The following is a 22,311-nucleotide window of genomic DNA, read 5'->3' as shown; positions in this document are numbered from 1 at the left end:
TTTGCAACAGACCGGGAATTTGCAACAGATCAGAAACTTAGAATAGAAAAGAGGGGAGACAGAAATGAAGAAACAACAGAGTAAACGTGTGATACCAGGCTTTGGACTGACAATGGGAGTGACTTTGGCGATGCTGAGTATCGTAGTTCTGATCCCTCTTGCGTCTCTGGCAGTATACTCGGCGCGGCTGGGGCTTCGGGAATTTATTGAGGTGATCACACGGCCGAGGGTTTTGTCCGGATTCTATGTAAGCTTTATTACTGCATTTGCGGCCACAGTGATCAATGCTATTATGGGACTGGTCCTTGCGTGGGTGCTGGTAAGATATGATTTTCCGGGAAAAAGGATCATGGATGGAATGATCGAGCTGCCTTTCGCACTGCCGACTGCAGTTGCCGGTATCTCACTGACATCCCTGACATCCGATAAAGGTCTGGTGGGAAGCTTTTTTGCAAATTTCGGTATTAAGATCGCATATACCAGGATCGGTATCACGGTGGCATTGATCTTTGTGGGAATCCCTTTTGTAGTCAGGGCCATTCAGCCGGTTCTGGAGAAGCTGGACGGTTCTTATGAGGAGGCGGCTCGTGTCATGGGTGCAAAGCCATTCACCGTTTTTCGCAGGGTTATTCTTCCGGAGCTTCTGCCGGCAATGCTTTCCGGGGCGGGACTTGCCTTCGGACGCTGCCTAGGAGAATACGGAAGTGTTGTTTTTATCGCAGGAAACAAACCTTACTATACAGAGATCACGCCGCTGATCATCATGTCAAAGCTTCAGGAGTTTGACTATGAAAGCGCAACAGCTATCGCACTGGTTACACTGGCAGTATCATTTCTGATCCTGTTTGGTGTGAATCTGGTGCAGGCAAGAAATACGAAACGTATCAGAGGGAGGGATGCATAATGGATGAAAAAAAGAAGCAGGCTTCCGGGCCGGTGAAATGGATCCTTATCGGGATTTCCGTGATCTTTCTTTTTGTGATGCTGGTACTGCCTCTGGTGGTTGTTGTAACCCAGGCGCTGAGCAAGGGCTGGCAGTGCTACGTGCAGGCGGTGACAGATGAGTACACGCTGAAAGCGCTGAAGCTGACCATTGAGGCGACGGCTGCGGCTGTTGTATGCAACACGATCTTTGGTCTGTGTGCGGCATGGGCAATGACCAGATTTCATTTTCGGGGAAAAAAGCTCCTTACCACTTTGATCGATGTTCCGGTTACGGTATCACCGGTTATCGCAGGTCTTATCTATATCCTGGTTTTTGGAAAGCAGAGTCCTCTTTATTCTGTTCTTGAAAGTGCAGGGATACAGATCGTGTTTGCAGTTCCTGGAATTGTCCTGGCAACGATCTTTGTCACATTTCCATTTGTGTCCAGAGAGATCATACCGGTTCTGGAATCCATAGGGTCCGATGAGGAAGAGGCGGCAGCACTGATGGGAGCAAAAGGCTGGACGATTTTTACCAAGGTGACATTTCCGCATATCAAGTGGGCATTTCTCTATGGTGTTGTGCTGTGTACAGCCAGAGCCATGGGAGAGTTTGGAGCTGTGTCCGTACTGTCCGGACATCTCCGTGGAAAAACAAATACACTTCCGCTTCATGTGGAAATTCTTTATAACGAATTCCAGTATGTTCCGGCATTTGCGGTTTCTTCGATCCTGGTGATCCTGGCGGTGATCCTTCTGATCGCAAGAAATGTTCTGGAGTATAAAGGAAAGGGGGAAAAAGGCGATGTACGTTGAGTTAAAAAATATCAATAAAACATATGGGGATTACAAGGCATCTGATAATGTAAGTTTTGGCATCGAAAAAGGTAAGCTGATCGGTCTCTTAGGCCCAAGCGGAAGCGGAAAGACAACGATCCTCCGTATGATCGCCGGTCTGGAGCAGCCGGACAGCGGTGAGATCATCATTGACGGAAGAGTGGTCAATGATGTTCCTGCCAGCGAGCGAGGCATTGGATTTGTGTTCCAGAATTATGCCCTTTTCCGGTATATGACTGTGTATGATAATATTGCATTTGGCCTGAAGGTACAGAAGGCGGACAAGAAGTATATTAAGCAGAGGGTTATGGAACTGGTAGAGCTGATCGGGCTGAAGGGCCTGGAGAAAAGATATCCGAGTCAGCTGTCCGGTGGTCAGAGACAGCGAGTTGCTTTTGCCCGGGCGCTGGCTCCAAATCCACAGCTGCTTCTTTTGGATGAGCCTTTTGCGGCTATTGATGCGAAGATCCGTACGGAGCTTCGAAGCTGGCTGAAGGATATGATCGAGAAGCTGGGGATCACCAGCATTTTTGTTACCCATGATCAGGATGAGGCTATTGAGGTGGCAGATGAGATCATCATCACCAATCGTGGTCGCATTGAACAGAAAGGAACTCCACTGGAGGTTTACCAGAATCCGGATACTGCGTTTACGGCGGGATTTTTCGGGCAGACTTCCGTGATCGATGATTACCAGGTGTTCAATCATTTCGAGGAAGTTCCGGGAGGTGAAAAAGCCATTGTCCGTCCGGAGTTTGTGAAAGTGACAAAGAAGAACGAGGAACAGAAATATAAAAGCTCTGCAACAGAGGGCATCGTAGAACGAGTAGCATTCCGCGGCAGCAGCCTGGAACTGAAAGTCCGTGTAGGAAACACCACACTCAGCGCCAGAAGAAGCCTTGACGAAGAACCCGTCCGGGAAGGTGAAGTTGTGGATGTGTTTGTGCAGAGGATTTTTGTAACGAAGGGAAATGAGGCAGTACTGCTACATAATACAGCTATGGTTGAGGATTGGCTTGTTATATAAAAAAATGCCGCGGGAGCGGCATTTTTTTATGAGCAAGTAGCGTTAGCGGATTGCGAATATCATATGATGTGGCCGAGGGAGCGGCATTTTTTATGTCATTGTAGAAACTGCCGAATTTCACCAAAAGCCCTGATTCGGCGAAAAATATCATAGCAGGAATAATTTTTATAATGTATACTATATTTGTTAGGAAATCCAGATATACCACAAAGCAGAAAGGAAAAAAGCGTATGAGAAGAAATTGGAAAAAAGCTTTATGTGGCATTTTGACAGGTTTTATGCTTGCAACGGCGGCACCAGCTACGGTTCCGGAGCTGATCAGCGTGGCAGAAGTACAGGCGGCAGTAACTGTAGCAGCGCCGGCCATGTCTTCTATTAAGATCTCCGGCAGGAATAAGATCATTTTCAGCTGGAAACAGGTAAAAGGAGTAGCCGGATACCGTGTATACCGCAAGACCGGAAACAGCGGATGGAAAGCAGTAAAAACCATCACAGGAAGTAAGAATGTTACATTTACCGACACAAAAGTAAGCACCGGAGCACGTTATACTTATACGGTAAAAGCTTACCGGAAATCCGGAAAAAATACGATCTGGAGTAGCTATAATAAAAAAGGTCTGACAGCGATCGCAGGTCTGAATTATCTCACCCTAAATAAGACCAGCCTGACACTGACACCGAAAAAAACTTATACACTGAAGATCAACGGCACCAGTCTGAAACCGTCATGGAAGAGCAGCAACACAAATGTTGTCAAGGTAACTTCAGCCGGAAAGGTCACCGCAGTAAAAACAGGGACAGCGAATATCACAGCGATCCTTGGCGGCAGAAAATTCACCTGTAAGATTACTGTAAAGAATCCTGCATCGGCTAACGCAAAAATGACGCAGAATTATGCCAAACTGAAAAAATATATCAGTCAGAAAGGCAGATATACCGAAGACGGAAGTCAGTTTATAAATGTCAAAGTAAATGAAGAAAGTACTCTGATGATCGGTTATCTGAAGAAAGAAGATAAGATAGATGTTGGAATGCTGATTTCTGTGCCTTCAGATGGAGTCCTTGCCGGACTGGATATTATCGGAAACTGTGTGAAATCTGATACGGTCAGTGTGAAGTCCGCCCTGTCTTCGGATGGAGTCTTTGTGCTGCTGACTTCTTCCACAAAAGCATCTGCTTATAAAGGTCAGAATCTGACTTTCCTGTATACAAACGGAAAAAAAGCGATGACAGATCTGCAGGATACTTCCAACATTATGATGAAAGCGACAATGATAGCAGCAAATGCTTATCTGAAAAGGAATTTAAACCTGACAATGAATGATCTGGGATTCACTGCTTATAAATAAAAGTTACTGTTCACTCCGTTCTCAGCAACACGCTTCGCGATGCACAGGATTTATGCTAATCGCATAAATCCGCGCGGTATGTCTCGGGTTTTCTGTGACCTTCGCTCACAAAAAACACCTCGCGGAATATTACCAGTGAACAGTAACCAAATAAAACCAAAATTTATTATTCTTGACATGAAGCAGAATCGGAATTATACTAAATCATGTAAATGACAGGGGAGCTTGTGACGGCAGGCTGAGAGGAAGTCTTCAACTTCGACCCTTATACCTGATTTGGATAATGCCAACGTAGGAACGTATAAGATGAATTTACGGGAGATACTTTGGTGTATCTCCTTTTTTTTATTGAATGCGGATGTTTTATCCGACTGAATATACGTAAGATCAGGATTTACAGAGAAATATTTTACAATTAAACATGGGAAATTTTGAGAGTGAACAGAGTTCATGAAGGGGTGCACCACCGCGGGTGTATTTCTTTGTGAACTCTTTTTTTACGGATCGCGAATATCCGATTGACCGGAAGAGATTGCGAATTACTTCTAACTTGGCGAAATTTCCGGAAAGGAGAGATTATGATCACAGTAAATGGTGAAAGCAGAACCCTGGAAGCTCCGGTGACCGTAACGGAATATCTGGAAGCATGTAATTATGTTCCGGTGCAGGTGGTAGTAGAGCTGAATGAAGAGATCATCAAGAGAGAGACTTACGATACAACAGTACTGAAAGATGGCGATGTTGTGGAAATCCTGCAGTTTATGGGCGGCGGAAGCTGCTGAGACAGAAAGAATAAGAATGGATACAGAAAATCCTGTTCAGAAGTCTGAAGATGGGCAGGAATATCCGGCTGTGGGATGGGCAGAATCGCAGATAACTGCTGACTTGAAATTTGAATAACTGAGCAGTTATTGCAGCTGAAATACAATGTAGATAAATAACAGAAAGGTGGACATAAAAAATGACAACAGCAAACACAAATGAAGACAAACTGATCCTGGGAGGCCATGAGTTTACTTCCCGTTTTATTCTTGGTTCCGGAAAATTTTCCCTGGAGCTTGTAAAAGCATGTATTGAAAAAGCAGGAACTCAGATCGTAACACTTGCCCTGCGCCGTGCAAATGAGGGTGGGCTTGCCAATATTCTTGACTATGTGCCGAAGGATGTTACTCTTCTTCCGAATACATCAGGAGCCAGAAATGCAGAGGAAGCAGTCCGTATTGCAAGACTTTCCCGCGAGCTTGGCTGTGGAGATTTTGTAAAGATCGAAGTTATCCATGATTCCAAATATCTTCTTCCGGATAACTATGAGACCATCAAGGCAACAGAGATCCTTGCAAAAGAGGGCTTTGTAGTTATGCCATACATGTATCCGGATCTGAATGCAGCCAGAGATCTGGTGAATGCAGGAGCCGCCTGTGTAATGCCACTTGGCTCTCCGATCGGTTCTAACAAAGGAATCTGTACAAAAGAATTCATCCAGATCCTTATCGACGAGATCGACCTTCCGATCATCGTGGACGCAGGAATCGGCCGCCCGTCACAGGCATGTGAGGCTATGGAAATGGGTGCTGCAGCAGTTATGGCAAATACAGCCATTGCAACTGCAGGAGACGTCCGTGTTATGGCGGAAGCCTTTAAGAAAGCTATTGAGGCAGGAAGAAGTGCATATCTTTCCGGTATGGGAAGAACTCTGGAGAGAGGTGCAAGTGCATCCTCACCACTGACCGGATTTCTTCATGAGTAAAATTGATAAATGAATGATTGAACGCAGAACACTAAGCGGGGGACAGGCACTGCCTGTGTAGTGAAACACAGGTATTGTCTGGTTTCAATCGAAATTGAGTTTACAGATATGCAGCAGTGAGGACCAGAGTATTGCTGCAATATATGAGAGGAGCGACATAAGAGTAATGGCAGAGACAGTACAGGCCAGTCAGCAGGACGGCCATTTTAATGAAAGTATCGTAAATGAAGAAATTCTGGAAGATATGAAAAAGAACCGTATCGATCACATGAAGTACCTTCCGGATATGGAACAACTGGAAGAATCTGATGTAATGGATCAGGTTATTTCCGCAATGAACGCATATGATTATGATAAGTACACAGAAGCGGATGTACGGAGAGCGCTTGCTCATGACAACCGTACACCGGAGGATTTTAAAGCACTGCTTTCACCGGCAGCGCTGCCTCTTTTGGAAGAAATCGCACAGGCTGCACGGATCGAAACAAGGAAACATTTTGGAAACAGTATCTGCATGTTTACACCAATCTACATTGCAAACTACTGTGAGAACTACTGTATTTACTGTGGATTTAACTGCCACAACAAGATCCGCCGCGCACAGCTGAATGCAGATGAGATCGAGAAAGAGATGGCAGCCATTGCAGAAACCGGACTCCAGGAGATCTTGATCCTTACCGGAGAGAGCAAAACGAAATCTAATGTGGAATATATCGGAAAGGCTTGTGAGATCGCCCGGAAATATTTCAAGGTAGTCGGTCTTGAGGTGTATCCGATGAATTCTGATGAGTACGCATATCTTCACAAATGCGGCGCAGATTATGTGACAGTTTTCCAGGAGACTTATAATTCTGATAAATACGAAACTCTGCATCTGGCAGGCCACAAGAGGATTTTTCCATACAGGTTAAATACACAGGAGCGTGCGTTAAAAGGCGGCATGCGAGGTGTTGGCTTTGCGGCACTTCTGGGACTGGATGATTTCCGCAAGGATGCTTTTGCAACGGGATATCACGCATATCTTCTGCAGAGAAAATATCCACACGCAGAGATCGCTTTTTCCTGCCCGAGACTTCGTCCGATCATCAACAACGACAGGATCAACCCGAAGGATGTACACGAACCGCAGCTTTTGCAGGTAGTTTGTGCATATCGTCTGTTTATGCCATTTGCAAGCATTACCGTATCCACCAGAGAATGTGAGCGTGTCCGTGACAACCTGGTAAATATCGCAGCAACCAAGATCTCTGCAGGTGTCAGCACAGGAATCGGAAGCCATGTGGATGATATTGAGGATAAAGGTGATGATCAGTTTGAGATTTCCGACGGAAGGTCTGTGGACGAAGTTTTCAACGCCCTGAAAGACCACGGCCTGCAGCCGGTGATGAATGATTATATTTATCTGTGAGATGAAGGCGGCGAAATCGGATCGTACAGACTACCGAGGATAACTTCTGTGGAATATGTGGAAAACCATCCGTCCGAAAGAGCGATTTTTCAGGGTGAGTGTGGATAACTGTTTCGGAAGAATGAATGATGCAGATGAGGTTTTTGTCAGAATGAAAGAAAAGCAGCTGCATGGAGAAGAACTGACCAAAGAAGATCTCAAACGTGCTGTCAAAGATGAAGCTTACCGCAAAAAACTCCTGGAAGAGCTGAATTCACAAGGTTGATTGCGTTTTCACAAAATCTTTCAACGGTGATGAAGAATATGCAAAAAAGAGTGCGAAATCTATGGATAACAGCTAAAAATCAGACATAAAAACCTGTAAAATCCGCCAAATTATCCCTGATTCCGAAAACTACTGAAAACGGTTTCCAATCTAATAGTTTTCATATGTACTTACTCATGTTTATAATAGCCCCAACAACAAAACACGAGGCAAAACACAGGAGGTAAGTATTATGAAAAGAAGATGGAAATTAGCAGTAGCAGCTCTTGCAGCAATAGCAACAATTGGAAGCCTTACAGGCGTAACCACCTATGCGGCGGACAGTGTCAGCATCACCAATATATCTTATGATCCGACCAGAGAGCTTTACGAACAGTACAACAAGAGCTTCCAGGAACACTGGAAGGAAAAAACAGGCCAGGACGTGGATATCACGCAGTCCCATGGAGGCTCCGGCAAACAGGCACTTGAAGTTGCCAACGGACTGGAAGCAGATGTGGTAACACTGGCACTGGAATATGATGTGGACGCGATCCAGGATGCAGGGCTTATCGATGACGGATGGGTAGATGAATTTCCGGAAGACAGTTCTCCCTATACTTCAACCATCGTATTCCTTGTAAGAAAAGGAAATCCCAAGAACATCAAAGACTGGGATGATCTGGTAAAAAAAGACGTAGGTGTGATCACACCAAACCCGAAAACCTCCGACGGAGCAAGATGGAACTATCTGGCAGCCTGGGCCTATGCAAAAGATAAATATAACGGAGACGAGGACAAAATTAAAGAATTCATCGGAGATCTTTACAAAAACGTACTTGTCCTGGACACCGGAGCCAGAGGCGCAACGACATCTTTCGTGGAAAACGGACAGGGTGATGTACTGATCGCCTGGGAAAATGAAGCCTATCTTTCCGTAAAAGATTATCCGGACGACTACGAGATCGTAACACCAAGCATCAGCATCCTTGCACAGCCATCTGTAGCAGTAGTCGATAAAGTCGTAGACAAAAGAGGCACCAGAGATGTGGCAGAGGAATATCTGAATTATCTCTATTCCGATGAAGCACAGCGGATCGCCGGTGATAATTATTACCGTCCGTCAAACCAGGATATTCTGAAGGAATACTCTGATGTGTTTGACCTGGACATCAATCTTGTTACCATTGATGATTTCGGTGGATGGAAAAAGGCACAGGAAACGCATTTCTCAGATGGAGGAATTTTTGATCAGATTTATGAAGGATAGACAGCAGAAGATACAGTTGGACACAATAACACAAAGAAGCTGCAGAACAGTGAAAAAACAGAGTCTGCAGCTTCTTTTATGTAAATATTGTGAATCACAAGGGATCAGGCATGGCTTCCTTCGGTCAGGGAACAGCCGTCCATTATACGGATCCCGTTTATGACATCCAGATAAGTGTCATACATTTCCTTCCATTCATCAGAGGCGTCCTTGGAGTACTGGCTGATGGTGGACAGAAGATCGTATTTTTTGCCGTCGACGGTTTCGATACGGCCGAGATAGCCCTGCCATACACTGTCCAGAGGCTGGTCTTCGCCATCGTAATATCTGGCTTCCAGAGTCAGTACAGGAACATCCTCATTGTAATAAGTCAGTTTATATCCACCATTTTCGGTTTCGGTTGTTTCATAATGGCAGAGATATTTCCAGCGCTCCGGAGTGAGGACCTGGAAGTAATCCGTCATGGCCATATCCACACGCTCTGCGTAAACGAAATCTATGGATTTGATCAGCTCTGTGGCTTCCTTTTCGGCGGCTTTATCATAGGTGTCTGACGGAGTCAGGACAAAAAGTCCGAATGTATAATCGTCAGTCTGGCATACAAGAGCATCTACATTTTTTTCTTCTTCGTTGACTTCGGTTAAGTATTGATATTTCGTGGCAGGATAAGATTCAAAGGTAAGATCCTTTTTGGTGATGATCTCACCCTTTACCGGATAGTATTCTGCCAGAAAACCCTTTAGGGAAGAATCCTCCAGAGAGGAATTCGGTACTTTTAAAACAAAGGCAGTGCTTTTTCCGCCATTTACGGAACGCTGCTCGAAATAACCTTCTTTTTCGGGCATGGATTCTCTGATCGTATCATCGGCAGGGAATCCAACCCGCATATGAAGCTCGCCGCACTTTTCCGATTCAGAGGAATCTTCCGTGTTTGTATCGGAAGAGGAATTTGGGTATGAAGAATCGGAATCCTGCGAGGAGGAGTTTCCACTGGTATCGGAGGATTCTTCTGAAGAATCTCCGGAGGAGGAATCAGTTTCAGAATCGGAATATTCCTGAAGATTGCCGTAGTCATCAATATAATATTTATCTCTGGAGCCAATATATGTGGTTCCGGTGGCATCTTCCAGCCACACACTGCCGTCCTCATAATAATAATGAGGCTCAAAATAACCGTCCTGTTCGGTCCAGCCGGCATCGTTGCCTTCCATCAGTTCACCGGAATCCGGGTCAGGGGCATAATTACCTTCCCCGATATATTCATCCTCGGAACCATTGCGGTACCAGTAATCTCCGTTTTCATCCTGCCAGATGTACTGACCGTCATCGGTTGGAGGGTCAGAAGCGAGGACCGGGACTGCAGATATGGAAAGAGCGATCGCGCCGGTTAAAAGAACTAAAATTTTTTTATGCATAGGCACCTCCTGATAAATTGCGCAGCAGTTAGCTGCTTACTATTCTTTGATCATAAATTTTTACAAATAAAAAAGATCTGTCTGTTAAGTACATTGTAACAGACAGATCCCGATATCCGGAAATGTGAAGAAAAAGAGACATTTACGGAAAGCTGCGTACAGGTCTGGAAATATGTTATCCGATCGTGAAAAGGCCGGCTTACCGGCAGGTAAAAAGATATCCCTTTCCATAAACCGAGACAATGTCATACTCATCGGTATCTTCGGCACCGATCTTGGTCCGGAGGTTAAAGATATGCCGCCGTACCGTGCTGGTATCTGTTCCTGCACAGCTGCCCCATACCGCTTCGTAGAGCTCCTTTGCAGAAAAAATCTTCTCCTGGTTTTCTGCAAGGAGACGTAGCAGAGAGAATTCGGTCCGGGTAAGGCCTGTGTCGGCATTATTGAGATATGCATGGCCGTCCGAAAGATCCAGCCGCAGGCTGCCGATGGTGATCTGACGGGAGGACTGAAATTTTTCTTTTATTTTTTCTTCCATTCGTTTCTGGCGTTCCAGAAGCATCTGGATCACGGCCAGAAATTCATCGAAATTATAAGGTTTGGTGAGATAATAGTCGCCTCCCTGTTGAAGTCCTTCTACCCGATCCCGGATATCACTTTTTCCGGTGAGAAAAAGAACCGGATTCATGGTTTTTTCGCGGAAGAGGCGGCAGATATCCAGACCGTTTCCGTCCGGGAGCATAATGTCCAGGATCATAAGATCCGGCAGCTGTTCTTCAAGCTGATGACAGGCTTCGGCGGCTGTCTGTGCAGTGCGGACATCGTAGCCACGGCGCCGCAGCATCCGGCAGTTGGTATTCAGCACCTGTTCTTCATCTTCGACCATAAGGATAAGTGATTTATTTTCATTCATTTATGATTCCTCCTCCGGAAGTGAGAAGAACACCTGAGTTCCCTCGCCTTCTTTACTTTTCAGCCATATTTTGCCTCCATGGGCAGTGATGATCTGATGACAGACATAGAGGCCTATGCCGTGCCGCCAGTAATCCTTATCAGCGGAAACATAACCCCTGAGTGCGTTTTTTCGCATTTCTTCTGACATGCCGGTTCCGGTGTCAGAGACGCAGATGGTCTGCCAGCCCGGTTCGCCGGTAAGAGAAATGGTGATGGTTCCGTTTTGGGTGTGACGCTCTGCATTGGAGATCAGATTGGTGACAACCTGGATCAGCCGTTCCGGATCAGCAGAGATTTTCGGGAGTCCGGATTGTGTCGTAAGGACCAGCTGATTGTTCTTTAAGCTTGGATGACTGCAGTAGTCTTTTTTTACAGAATACAAAAGACAGGACAGATCTGATGGGACAAGGGAAAGGGCAAGCCGTCCCTGTTCAATGGAAACTGTATCCATCAGATCCAGCACGATCCGGTCGATCCGCATTACCGACTGTTCAATGGTGCGGAGATTTTCCTGCATAAGAGAGAAATCCAGAGGCTCTTCCTCAAGGAGCTCGGAGGTGTCCCGCGCGTGGAGGGAAATGGAACTCAGAGGATTTTTAATCTCATGGGCAACGGTGGTCAGGAAGGTGGACTTGGCATTATCAAGGGAGCGCAGTCGCAGATTCTGTTCCTCCAGAAGGAGCTGCTGCTGGTTATATTCCTTCAGATGAAAATAGAGAACACTGCCGCAGACAATACTTACAGAGACAAACGCCAGAAGGATATCTGCCAGCCGGTCTGTTTCCGTGGCAAAAGGAGTTACAGTGTCCGGGAAATGGTATGCAACCAGACACAGTCCCATATAAAGGAGGATCTCCAGCAGGGAAACGATCAGAGCGCGTCTTTTTTCTAGCATCAGCACGGTAAAAATAATAGCAAACACAAAGAATGCCGGCATGCCGCCACGATAACCGCCGCTGGTAAAAAACATCACCGGAAAAACGAGCAGAAAGATCACGACAATGGTGATCAGGTAGCAGCGCTGATATTTTCCACTGTAATAGGAATAAAGAAAAAGCCCTCCGGAGATTGCAACCAGCGCAAAATTGATCAGTACATTTCCCCAGGAACCGGTCCCGAGACTGAGAAAGGCCATGATCAGGCTGATCACAGTACCTCCCAAGGCGAGGATGTTGAACAGCCGGACGCGGAAATCAAGGGTGGGACTGAATAAAGAGTGAAAAATATTCCGGAGCTTCGGGTTTATATTGATAGGGATCACCTCCTGTTCTTAATGTAGGTTTGTATGCCTGCGGGCATCTTTCTTTTGGTGCTGTAATTATCGTAACTGTTATAATTGTATCATGCTGTCGTATAGTTGTGTACACAAAAAAATACATTTAATCCCTTTTTCCTATTGACATACTATGAATAGTAGGTTAATATAAGTGTCAACAAAAGAAAGGGAAGAGGCTATGAACGAATACGGCTTTAATACAGGACTGCTCCACGGCACCAACGAGAAATATCCACAGGGTGCAACACAGGTTCCAATCTATCAGAGCAGCGCATTCCGACATGACAGCGCGGAAGACCTGGAGAAAATTTTTGACAATAAAAAAATGGGCTTCTCCTATACAAGGATCAACAATCCTACGGTAGAGTCCTTTGAGAAAAGAGTGACCATGCTGGAGGATGGGATCGGCAGTGTGGCCTGTGCATCCGGAATGGCAGCGTTGACCAATGCGTTTCTGAACATTCTTCAGGCGGGAGACGAGATCGTGGCAGCCTGCGGACTGTACGGCGGAACCGTGGAACTGTTCGATGATCTGAAGCCTTTCGGGATTTCCGTAAAATATGTGAAAGAGAATAAGCCGGAAGCTTTTGAGGCAGAGATCACAGAGAAGACGCGACTTGTTTTTGCGGAGACCATTGGCAACCCAAAGCTGGATGTTACCGATATCCAGGCAGTTGCGGAAGTGGCACATAAGCATGACGTACCGCTGATCGTAGACAACACGGTGGCAACCCCGTATCTGATCCAGCCATTGAAGCTTGGAGCTGACATTGTGGTTCATTCCTCTTCCAAATATATCAATGGAAGCAGCGATGCCATCAGCGGTATTCTTGTCTGTGGTAAGGGTCTGAAATGGGACCCTGACCGATATCCGGGACTTGCTCCATACCGGAAATTCGGACCATTTGCATACATCGCCAAGCTTAGAAACGGACTTTTCCGGAACACTGGCGCGTGTCTTGCTCCGCAGAATGCTTTCCTTAATAATCTGGGACTGGAAACCCTGGGACTTCGAATGCATAGACAGTGTGACAATGCACTGGAGCTTGCGAGATTTTTACAGGGCCTGGGTGGTGATATTGAAGTAAATTATCCGGGACTAGAAAAAAGTCCTTATCACGAAATTGCGGAAAAGCAGTTCAGGAATGGCTACGGAGCTATCGTAACCGTAAGAACCGGAAGCAAGGAGAAGGCTTTTTCCATTATTAATTCATTGAAGATCCCGCTGATCATCTCCAATATCGGAGATACGAAGACATTGGTGATCCATCCGGAATCCACCATCGCGGCACACATCTCCGACGAAGAGAAGCTGCAGTCCGGAGTATTCGAGGATCTGATCCGTATCAGTGTGGGAATTGAAGATGTTGAAGATTTAAAAGAAGATTTCAAACAAGCGATAGAAAATAACCGATAAAATCTGGTACACCGAAAACGATGTACTAAGAGCTGCACCAGCAGAGAAATGGAGAGTTCGTTATGGCAAAAGTAGATTACGCTACATTAAAAAAAGGTGGTTTCATGAGACAGAAGCAGAAAAATAATTTTTCTCTTCGTCTTGCCTGTGTAGGCGGTACGCTTACAGCAGAAAACCTTAAGAAAATCGCAGAAGTAGCTGAGAAATATGGTGACGGATATGTACATCTTACTTCCAGACAGGGAGTTGAGATCCCATTCATTAAATTAGATGATATTGATGATGTAAAAGATGATCTTGCGAAAGGCGGATGCAAACCTGGTGTCTGCGGACCGAGAGTCCGTACAGTTACAGCCTGCCAGGGTAACGCAGTCTGTCCAAGCGGAAACATCAACAGCTATGACATTGCGGTGAAATTAAATGAGAGATATTTTGGAAGAGAGCTTCCTCATAAATTCAAATTCGGTGTTACCGGATGTCAGAACAACTGTCTGAAAGCAGAGGAGAACGATGTAGGAATCAAAGGAGCAGCACAGGTCAGCTGGAAAGAAGATACATGTATCCACTGTGGAGTCTGTGAAAAAGCCTGCAGAGAAAACGCCATCTCTTTTGAGGATGACAAGCTGGTGATCGATACAGAGAAATGTAACTACTGTGGCAGGTGTGCAAAATCCTGTCCTGTGGATGCATGGGATGTAAACGAAGCATATATCGTTTCCTTTGGCGGAACGTTTGGAAATCACATCAGCAAGGGACAGGAATTTCTTCCGCTGATCACCTCTGAGGAGCAACTTTTCAGAGTGACCGATGCAGCAATCCAGTTCTTTGATGATCATGTAAATCCGGGAGAGCGTTTTAAATTTACCATCGACCGGGTAGGCGCTGAAAAACTTCAGGAAGTTTTGAAAGGAGCATACAATGGCTGATATTAAAATTGATGATACAGTAGATATTACCGATGTGGTCTGCCCGGTAACCTTTGTAAAAGCAAAGGTAGCACTTGAGGAGCTGGATGACGGACAGATCCTGGCGATCAAAATGAACGATGGCGAGCCGGTACAGAATGTGCCGAGAAGCGTGAAGGAAGAAGGACATCAGATCCTGAAGCTCGAGGACAACGAAGACGGAACTTATACACTGATCGTAAGAAAAGTTGAAGAATAGGAGAACAGAGAAATGACAATCACAGTTGCAGGAAATAAAAAAGAGTACGAAGACGGACTGAAGCTTACAGAGCTTATTGAGAAAGAGGATATTGAAAGTCCTGAGTATGTAACCGTAACTATCAACGATGAATTCATCAGCAAGGCAGACGTTCCGGAAACAGAGGTAAAGGACGGCGACGTTGTTGAGTTCCTGTACTACATGGGAGGAGGCGCAAGATAATGGCTTTTACAAATGAGCAGCTTGAGCGGTACTCCCGCCATATCATCCTGAAAGAGGTTGGAGTAAAAGGTCAGAAAAAGCTTCTGAATGCCAAGGTTCTGATCATCGGAGCCGGCGGACTTGGAGCACCGGCAGCCCTTTACCTTGCAGCAGCAGGTGTGGGAACCATCGGGATCGCGGATGCAGATGAGGTAGATCTTTCCAATCTTCAGCGACAGGTCATCCACACAACTGCAGATGTCGGCAAACTGAAGGTAGAGTCTGCGGCTGAGACCATGAAAGCAATCAACCCGGACGTTACTGTAAATACATATCATACCTTTGTAGATTCCAGCAACATCATGGATCTGATCAAAGATTACGATTTCATTCTTGACGGAACAGACAACTTTCCTGCAAAATTCCTGATCAACGATGCCTGTGTAATGGCTGAGAAACCGTTTTCACATGCAGGGATCATCCGTTTCCAGGGACAGCTGATGACTTACGTTCCGGGACAGGGCCCATGCTACCGATGTGCGTTCCAGAGCCCGCCGCCAAAGGATGCCGTACCGACCTGTAAGCAGGCTGGCGTGATCGGAGCCATGGGCGGAGTGATCGGAAGCCTTCAGGCAATGGAAGCGATCAAGTACATCATCGGACAGGGTGATCTTCTTACAGGAAGACTTCTTACCTACGATGCGCTGAAGATGACATTCCGTACCGTGAAGCTTCCGAAGAATCATCATTGCCCGGTATGCGGCGATGATCCGACGATCACAGAGCTGATCGATTATGAGCAGGCTGTGTGTGAGCTGAAACACTGATAATATAGAAGGCAAAAGTGTCTGCTGGTGCAGGCAGTATAAATAAGTATAGAAACCCATTGGAGGCTGCGAAGAAATGCTGAAATTAAAAAAAGAAGATTACGAGAAAATATTAGACCACTGCAGAAAAGGACTTCCCAATGAGTCCTGCGGCCTTCTGGGCGGGACCATTGAGGACGATGTAAAAACCATCGAGAAGGTGTATCTGCTGACAAATATCGATGAAAGCAACGAACACTTTTCCATGGACCCGAAGGAACAGCTGAGCGCGATCAAGGATATCCGTCAGAACGGATATCAGATGATCGGAAACTTTCATTCTCATCCGGAGTCTCCGTCAAGGCCTTCTGAAGAAGATAAACGACTTGCATTTGACCCGAATATCGAATATCTGATCCTCTCCCTTATGGATGCAGAAAATCCGGTGTTGAAGGCCTTTGGCGTAGATAAAGAGAAAAATGTAACTGTACATGAGCTTCAGATAACAGAGTGATGAGTATGAAAAACAGATTAAACACAAAGGAAATTACAACAGATGTGCTGATCATAGGCGGAGGTACCGCAGGCTGCTATGCGGCGCTGGTTCTCTCAGAACAGAAAGCCGGCAAGGTACTGATCGCAGAAAAAGCAAATATCAGACGAAGCGGCTGTCTGGCAGCAGGTGTTAATGCCATCAATGCCTACATCGTAAAAGGCCGCAAGCCGCAGGATTATGTAGATTATGCCACAAAAGATGCTGCCGGTATCGTAAGGCAGGACCTTCTTCTTACAGCAGCGGAGAATTTCAACGAAGTTACTGCAAAGATGGAAAAGCTTGGGCTTGTGATCCTGAAGGATGAAAATGGTGATTATGTAGCCAGAGGAAACCGTAACATCAAGATCAACGGTGAAAATTTTAAACCACTTCTTGCTAATGCAGTTCATAAAGCTGAGAACGTAGACGTTCTGAATTATGTAAATATCACAGACCTTCTTGTAAAAGACGGACAGGTTTACGGAGCGGTTGGTTTCTCTATTATGGAAGAAACCGCATACATTATCCGGGCAAAGGCAGTTCTTGCTGCAACAGGCGGAGCGGCCGGACTTTATAAGCCGAACAATCCGGGATTTTCCAGACATAAGATGTGGTATCCGCCGTTTAACACAGGTGCCGGATACGCAATGGGAATCCTGGCAGGTGCGGAGATGACGTCCTTTGAGATGCGTTTTATCGCACTTCGCTGCAAGGATACCATTGCTCCTACGGGAACCATCGCACAGGGTGTCGGCGCAAAACAGATCAATGCAGCTGGCGAGATCTATGAGACAAAATACGGACTGACCACAAGCGAGAGAGTTTACGGAACAGTTCGGGAAAATCAGCTTGGCCACGGCCCGTGTTACCTGAAGACTACAGGGATCACGAAGGAACAGGATGAAGATCTTCTGAAGGCTTATCTCAACATGGCACCGAGCCAGACTCTGAAATGGATCGAAAGCGGAAAGAGCCCCAGCGAGCAGGATGTGGAGATCCAGGGAACAGAGCCGTATATCGTAGGCGGTCATACAGCCAGCGGCTACTGGGTAAATACAGGCCGTGAAACCACGGTGAAAGGTCTTTATGCAGCTGGTGATGTTGCAGGTGGATGTCCGCAGAAATATGTAACAGGAGCTCTTGCAGAAGGAAAGCTTGCAGCATTGGATATGGTGAAACAGTTTAAGGCCGGAACTCTGAAGGAAGCAGATGTTCAGACTGAGACCGAGATCAAGGTTCAGGAAGAGGAGATTCTTTCCCAGTACGAAAAGTTCCGAAATGAAGACGCACCGGCATTTTCCGTGGAAGAGCTGGAAGAAGCCATGCAGAAAGTCATGGATGAATATGCGGGAGGAATTGCTTCTAATTATCAGTTTAATGAGAAGCAGCTTGCTCTTGCAGATGAAAAAATCCTTCAGCTTCAGGCTCTTGCCGAAAAAACAGCGGCAGCAGATATGCATGAGCTGATGTTTGCATATGAACTTCGTGAGCGTCTCATTGTGTGCCGTTCACTGATCGCTCATCTGAAAAACCGCAAAGAGACCAGATGGCATTCTTTTAACGAAAATCTGGATCATCCGGAAACAGATGAGAAATTTTATAAATATGTAAATTCGAAACTGGAAAACGGCGAGATCAGGATGATTTTTCGCGACATTGTAAAGGAGGACACATATGAGCATACGAATTGATCAGAAAAAATGTGTTGGCTGCAGAAAATGCAGTGAAGTATGTCCGGGAACCCTGATCGTCATGGAAGACAAAAAAGCCGTGATGAAATATCCGAAAAACTGCTGGGGCTGCGTTTCCTGTGTAAAGGAATGTAAAGCCGGTGCCATCGACTTTTTCCTTGGTGCGGATATCGGCGGGAACGGAAGTATCATGAATGTAAAAAGCGAAGGGGATATCCTTCATTGGATCATTACAAAAACGGACGGTTCTACATCCGTGATCGATGTGGATCGACGGAATTCGAATAAATATTAGACCAGAAGATAAGTGCTGCCGGTTCTGGCGGCCGGAACAGGAGGATGAGATCAGATATGAGTGGATTATCACATTTGGATGAGCTGGAAGCAGAGGCAATTTATATCATCCGTGAAGTTGCAGCAGAGTGCGAGAAGCCGGTAATGCTTTATTCTATAGGAAAAGACAGTTCTGTAATGCTTCATCTTGCAATGAAGGCTTTTTATCCGGAGAAACCGCCATTTCCGTTTCTTCACGTAAATACAACATGGAAATTTAAAGAGATGATAGAGTTTCGTGACAAAACCGCGAAGGATTTGGGAATCGAAATGCTTGAGTACATTAATCAGGATGGTGTGAAGCAGGGTATCAATCCTTTTGACAGCGGCTCCGCATACACAGATATCATGAAAACGCAAGCACTGAAGCAGGCTCTTAAGAAATATGGTTTCACAGCTGCTTTTGGCGGCGGTCGTCGTGACGAGGAGAAAAGCCGTGCAAAAGAGCGTATCTTCTCCTTCCGTAATGCAGAGCAGGCCTGGGATCCGAAGAACCAGCGTCCGGAGATGTGGAAGCTTTATAATACGGAGATCAATAAAGGCGAAAGCATCCGTGTTTTTCCGATCTCCAACTGGACTGAGACGGATATCTGGCAGTACATTAAGAGAGAAAATATCCCGATCGTTCCTCTTTATTTTGCAAAAGAGCGTCCGATTGTATACAGAGACGGAAATATTATCATGGTGGATGACGACAGGATGCGCCTGAACCCGGGTGAGGAGCCGCAGATGAAAAAGGTCCGTTTCCGTACTCTCGGATGCTATCCTCTGACAGGTGGTATCGAGTCTGACGCGGAGACACTGGACGAGATCATTGACGAGACCTTAAGCTCTGTGGAATCTGAGAGAACCACACGTGTTATTGATTCCGACGGAGGAGCTGCAAGTATGGAAAAAAGAAAGAGAGAGGGGTACTTCTAGGATGAGCGGATTACTGAAATTTATCACTTGCGGAAGTGTAGATGATGGAAAATCTACACTGATCGGTCATATTCTTTATGATTCCAAGCTTTTATATGCGGACCAGGAAAAAGCCCTTCTTCTGGACAGCAAGGTAGGTTCCAGAGGTGGTGCCATTGATTATTCTCTTCTTCTGGATGGCCTGATGGCAGAACGTGAGCAGGGAATCACCATTGATGTTGCGTATCGTTATTTTACAACCGATAAAAGAAGCTTTATCGTTGCGGATACTCCCGGACATGAGGAGTATACAAGGAACATGGCGGTTGGAGCTTCCTTTGCTCAGCTTTCCATTATTCTTGTGGATGCGAAGCAGGGGGTTCTGGTGCAGACAAGGCGTCATGCACGTATCTGCGCTCTGATGGGTATCCATCATTTTGTATTTGCTGTTAACAAAATGGATCTTGTTGATTACAGTGAGAGTCGTTTTAATGAGATCGTAAAGGATATCAATGAGCTTTCTGAGACTCTGGGGCTTCAGGATGTTGTGATCATTCCTGTCAGTGCTACAGAGGGTGATAACGTAACGAAGAAGTCTCCGAATATGCCCTGGTATACGGGGAAAGCTCTTCTGGAGCATCTTGAGACTGTGGATGTTTCAGAGGCTGAGAATGTCAGCGAGTTTTATCTGCCTGTTCAGCGTGTTTCTCGTCCAAACCATGAATTTCGCGGTTTCCAGGGCCAGATCGAGAGTGGCCGGGTTCATGTAGGCGATATCATCACAACGCTTCCAAGCAACGAGACAGCGGCTGTTAAGACGATCCTGGTGGGCAGTGACGATCGTGAAGAGGCTGTTGCCGGCCAGGCTGTTACGATACAGTTGGATAAAGAGGTGGATGTAAGCCGTGGATGTGTTCTTACCAATAATAATGAGATCCCTGTTGCAAAGGGCTTTGAGGCTACGCTTCTATGGATGGATGATTCCAGGCTTGAAGTGGGCAAGGAGTATCTTGTGAAGCTTGGTACCAAGAAGATCGCAGGTGTGGTTAAGAGTATTGAGTTTAAGACGGATGTAAATACCGGGGAGCATCTGCATGCGGATACGATCGAGAAGAATGAGATCGCTCTTTGCAAAATCGGTCTTTCTGATAAGGTTGTGCTGGATGAGTTTAAGAGGAATAAGACTCTTGGTGAGCTGATCCTGATCGACCGTGTGAGTCATATGACTTCTGCATGTGGTGTTGTGGAAGCGGTTGATACTGAGGGGGAGAAGCCTTATTTCCAGAAGGATGATGTGAAGGTTGGCGGTTATGTTTTTGAGGAGTTTTATTTTAACCTTGAGAATGCGCTGCTTTCCAAGGCGGATAAAGAGGTTAAGACTTATTATGTAGGGGATGTGGTGCCTGTTGAGGGTGACAGCTTTGAGTATCCGGGCTATTTTGATATTGTTTCTCTGGAGGATAGCGCGGCTGTTCTGATCCGTGATAAGAGGGTGCAGGATATTATTCCGCTGGATGAGTATGTGTTTATGGGGCTTCCTGTTGTGGATGAGAGAGGTTTTGCCCTGGAGATCCGCAGTAATGATGATTATCAGATGTTTTTGAGGGAGTTTGAGGCTGCTGATAATAAGTCGGAGTTTCATAATAAGTGGTTTAAGTTTGAGACTTACAGGAGGATTGTCTGCACGGATAATTTCTGGATGATCTGATGTTGGGTTACTTATAGTTTCTATAGTTATGTGTGTAAGAGGCTGCATGTGCGGCCTCTTTTCTTTGGGGGTTGCGGGATTTCGTGGTTTGACGGACGCCGAGGAGCTGGCATATGGGCGGGACAGGCTTCGTCGGTGGAAACTACTAAGACTCTGAAAGGTGGCTAAAAGCGTTTTCCAAAAGTCCGAACTCGCTGCGCTCAGACAGCGAACTTTTGAAAAACAACGCCACCTTCCAGAGCCTAAGTAGTTGTCACACCTCCTGCAGAGCGCCCCGCTCATATGCCAGCTCCTCGGCTGTGCATACAGGCCGGTTGCGGAAAGTGAACAGTTCGAGATAGTATTCAATGATGCATGGCAGTAGAGTGTCATACAGAAATTGTTCAGGAGGAATGTTGTATCTAAGAATCAGCTCGGCACAACGTTCCGGAATAATATCGGCTCAGACAGTAATCAGCTTGGCATAAGATTCCACAATAAAAGTCAGTCGCATTATATATCGAAGATGTAGCGCTTGTTCCGTGCCCAAGAGGGTGGGGGGCAGGGAAGCCCTCGGACTTCGGAACTCTGAGATGGACTTCCCCTGCGCTGTCCACACGGACAGCGTGTCGTGCGTAGCCACCTGTCTAAGGGGATAATATGATTGGTCAATCGCGCTAAGATAAAATTAATGTAAAAAAAATGAAAAAAAGGTGTTGACAAAACTTATATCTTTCGGATATAATTAACCATGCGTTTCGGATGAAAACACAGAAGAAATGCACTCCAATTTAATAAGAAATTATAAGTTCGGAGTCTGGAGAAGTACTCAAGAGGCCGAAGAGGTGCCCCTGCTAAGGGTATAGGTCGCTAACGCGGCGCGAGGGTTCAAATCCCTCCTTCTCCGTTATTTTTTTGAAAAAAATAAATTTTTCAAAAAAATGAAAAACTTGTTGACAAACGCTTGTGGATGTGATAAAGTAAACAAGCTGTCAGCGAGACAGAGATTCATCAAAAAAGAGTTTGAAAAAAGTTGAAAAAAGTACTTGACAAACGATTTGAGATGAGATAAAATAAACGAGCTGTCTGAGAGACAGACACAACAAACCTTGATAACTAAACAGTG

General features: G+C 45.8%; 22 protein-coding genes, 1 tRNA gene and 1 riboswitch. Of the genes, 20 read left to right on the top strand and 3 right to left on the bottom strand.

Annotated features, from left to right (window positions below; genetic code table 11):
- Positions 1-64 precede the first annotated feature (64 nt).
- The 9 genes from cysT to CCC70_RS09415 all read left to right on the top strand — a co-directional run bounded on the left by cysT (position 65) and on the right by CCC70_RS09415 (position 8,806).
- Positions 65-904, top strand: coding sequence for a sulfate ABC transporter permease subunit CysT (gene cysT / locus CCC70_RS09455; RefSeq protein ID WP_144092220.1), 840 nt, complete (start codon positions 65-67; stop codon positions 902-904).
- Positions 904-1,740 carry a sulfate ABC transporter permease subunit CysW gene (gene cysW / locus CCC70_RS09450; RefSeq protein ID WP_287084725.1) on the top strand — a complete coding sequence of 279 codons (837 nt, stop codon included), beginning with the start codon at positions 904-906 and terminating at the stop codon, positions 1,738-1,740. Before cysT ends, cysW begins: the two co-directional genes overlap by 1 nt.
- Positions 1,730-2,788 carry an ABC transporter ATP-binding protein gene (locus tag CCC70_RS09445; protein WP_021651677.1) on the top strand — a complete coding sequence of 353 codons (1,059 nt, stop codon included), beginning with the start codon at positions 1,730-1,732 and terminating at the stop codon, positions 2,786-2,788. Before cysW ends, CCC70_RS09445 begins: the two co-directional genes overlap by 11 nt.
- 230 nt (positions 2,789-3,018) lie before the next feature.
- Positions 3,019-4,137, top strand: a complete 1,119-nt coding sequence (locus CCC70_RS09440; RefSeq protein WP_287084724.1) for an Ig-like domain-containing protein — start codon at positions 3,019-3,021, stop codon at positions 4,135-4,137.
- 207 nt (positions 4,138-4,344) lie between these two features.
- Positions 4,345-4,452: riboswitch (TPP riboswitch) on the top strand.
- A gap of 263 nt (positions 4,453-4,715) precedes the next feature.
- Positions 4,716-4,919, top strand: coding sequence for a sulfur carrier protein ThiS (gene thiS / locus CCC70_RS09435; RefSeq protein ID WP_118515991.1), 204 nt, complete (start codon positions 4,716-4,718; stop codon positions 4,917-4,919).
- Between the two features lie 179 nt (positions 4,920-5,098).
- Positions 5,099-5,884, top strand: a complete 786-nt coding sequence (locus tag CCC70_RS09430; RefSeq protein WP_015526604.1) for a thiazole synthase — start codon at positions 5,099-5,101, stop codon at positions 5,882-5,884.
- Between the two features lie 166 nt (positions 5,885-6,050).
- Entirely contained in the window at positions 6,051-7,292 is a 1,242-nt protein-coding gene (gene thiH / locus CCC70_RS09425; protein ID WP_118515990.1) for a 2-iminoacetate synthase ThiH, read from the top strand.
- A gap of 55 nt (positions 7,293-7,347) precedes the next feature.
- On the top strand, positions 7,348-7,557 hold the full coding sequence (locus tag CCC70_RS09420) for a hypothetical protein (RefSeq protein WP_278604013.1): 210 nt from the start codon (positions 7,348-7,350) through the stop codon (positions 7,555-7,557).
- A gap of 232 nt (positions 7,558-7,789) precedes the next feature.
- Positions 7,790-8,806, top strand: a complete 1,017-nt coding sequence (locus tag CCC70_RS09415) for a sulfate ABC transporter substrate-binding protein (protein ID WP_287084723.1) — start codon at positions 7,790-7,792, stop codon at positions 8,804-8,806.
- A gap of 104 nt (positions 8,807-8,910) precedes the next feature.
- On the opposite strand, the gene CCC70_RS09410 is transcribed toward CCC70_RS09415, so the two are convergent.
- The 3 genes from CCC70_RS09410 to CCC70_RS09400 form a co-directional block, all read right to left on the bottom strand.
- Positions 8,911-10,221 (bottom strand): hypothetical protein, encoded by a 1,311-nt coding sequence (locus CCC70_RS09410; RefSeq protein WP_287084722.1) that lies wholly within the window; start codon positions 10,219-10,221, stop codon positions 8,911-8,913.
- A gap of 199 nt (positions 10,222-10,420) precedes the next feature.
- The gene (locus tag CCC70_RS09405) at positions 10,421-11,134 is read right to left on the bottom strand and encodes a response regulator transcription factor (RefSeq protein ID WP_278604015.1); all 714 of its coding nucleotides are present in this window, start codon (positions 11,132-11,134) and stop codon (positions 10,421-10,423) included.
- Positions 11,135-12,325: a sensor histidine kinase gene (locus CCC70_RS09400; protein WP_278604016.1), complete on the bottom strand. Its 1,191-nt coding sequence runs from the start codon at positions 12,323-12,325 to the stop codon at positions 11,135-11,137. It abuts the gene before it with no gap.
- A 304-nt stretch (positions 12,326-12,629) separates the two neighbouring features.
- Here CCC70_RS09400 and CCC70_RS09395 point away from each other — a divergent pair, with 304 nt between their 5' ends.
- The 11 genes from CCC70_RS09395 to CCC70_RS09345 all read left to right on the top strand — a co-directional run bounded on the left by CCC70_RS09395 (position 12,630) and on the right by CCC70_RS09345 (position 22,092).
- Positions 12,630-13,868, top strand: a complete 1,239-nt coding sequence (locus CCC70_RS09395) for an O-acetylhomoserine aminocarboxypropyltransferase/cysteine synthase family protein (protein WP_287084749.1) — start codon at positions 12,630-12,632, stop codon at positions 13,866-13,868.
- 62 nt (positions 13,869-13,930) lie between these two features.
- Positions 13,931-14,794, top strand: coding sequence for a 4Fe-4S binding protein (locus CCC70_RS09390; RefSeq protein WP_287084721.1), 864 nt, complete (start codon positions 13,931-13,933; stop codon positions 14,792-14,794).
- Positions 14,787-15,032, top strand: a complete 246-nt coding sequence (locus CCC70_RS09385) for a sulfurtransferase TusA family protein (RefSeq protein ID WP_015526613.1) — start codon at positions 14,787-14,789, stop codon at positions 15,030-15,032. Before CCC70_RS09390 ends, CCC70_RS09385 begins: the two co-directional genes overlap by 8 nt.
- A gap of 12 nt (positions 15,033-15,044) precedes the next feature.
- Positions 15,045-15,254, top strand: coding sequence for a sulfur carrier protein ThiS (gene thiS, locus CCC70_RS09380; protein WP_021650460.1), 210 nt, complete (start codon positions 15,045-15,047; stop codon positions 15,252-15,254).
- Positions 15,254-16,060, top strand: coding sequence for a thiazole biosynthesis adenylyltransferase ThiF (thiF, locus tag CCC70_RS09375; protein WP_015526615.1), 807 nt, complete (start codon positions 15,254-15,256; stop codon positions 16,058-16,060). The genes thiS (CCC70_RS09380) and thiF overlap by 1 nt, the downstream gene beginning before the upstream one ends.
- Before the next feature lie 76 nt (positions 16,061-16,136).
- Positions 16,137-16,553, top strand: a complete 417-nt coding sequence (locus CCC70_RS09370; RefSeq protein WP_059086473.1) for a M67 family metallopeptidase — start codon at positions 16,137-16,139, stop codon at positions 16,551-16,553.
- Between the two features lie 5 nt (positions 16,554-16,558).
- Entirely contained in the window at positions 16,559-18,265 is a 1,707-nt protein-coding gene (locus CCC70_RS09365; protein WP_330577168.1) for an adenylyl-sulfate reductase subunit alpha, read from the top strand.
- Complete coding sequence (locus tag CCC70_RS09360) at positions 18,249-18,560, top strand: 4Fe-4S dicluster domain-containing protein (RefSeq protein ID WP_015526617.1); 312 nt, start codon at positions 18,249-18,251, stop codon at positions 18,558-18,560. The genes CCC70_RS09365 and CCC70_RS09360 overlap by 17 nt, the downstream gene beginning before the upstream one ends.
- A 56-nt stretch (positions 18,561-18,616) precedes the next feature.
- A complete protein-coding gene (gene cysD, locus CCC70_RS09355; RefSeq protein WP_173738052.1) occupies positions 18,617-19,519 on the top strand; it encodes a sulfate adenylyltransferase subunit CysD in 903 nt (300 codons plus the stop codon).
- Between the two features lies 1 nt (position 19,520).
- Positions 19,521-21,206, top strand: a complete 1,686-nt coding sequence (locus CCC70_RS09350) for a sulfate adenylyltransferase subunit 1 (protein ID WP_287084719.1) — start codon at positions 19,521-19,523, stop codon at positions 21,204-21,206.
- Between the two features lie 798 nt (positions 21,207-22,004).
- Positions 22,005-22,092, top strand: a tRNA-Ser gene (locus CCC70_RS09345).
- Positions 22,093-22,311: the final 219 nt, after the last annotated feature.

This window comes from Blautia sp. LMAG:89, from assembly GCF_008679485.1.
Taxonomy (GTDB): domain Bacteria; phylum Bacillota; class Clostridia; order Lachnospirales; family Lachnospiraceae; genus Blautia_A; species Blautia_A fusiformis.
This window is presented reverse-complemented; position numbering and strand designations above follow the sequence as displayed.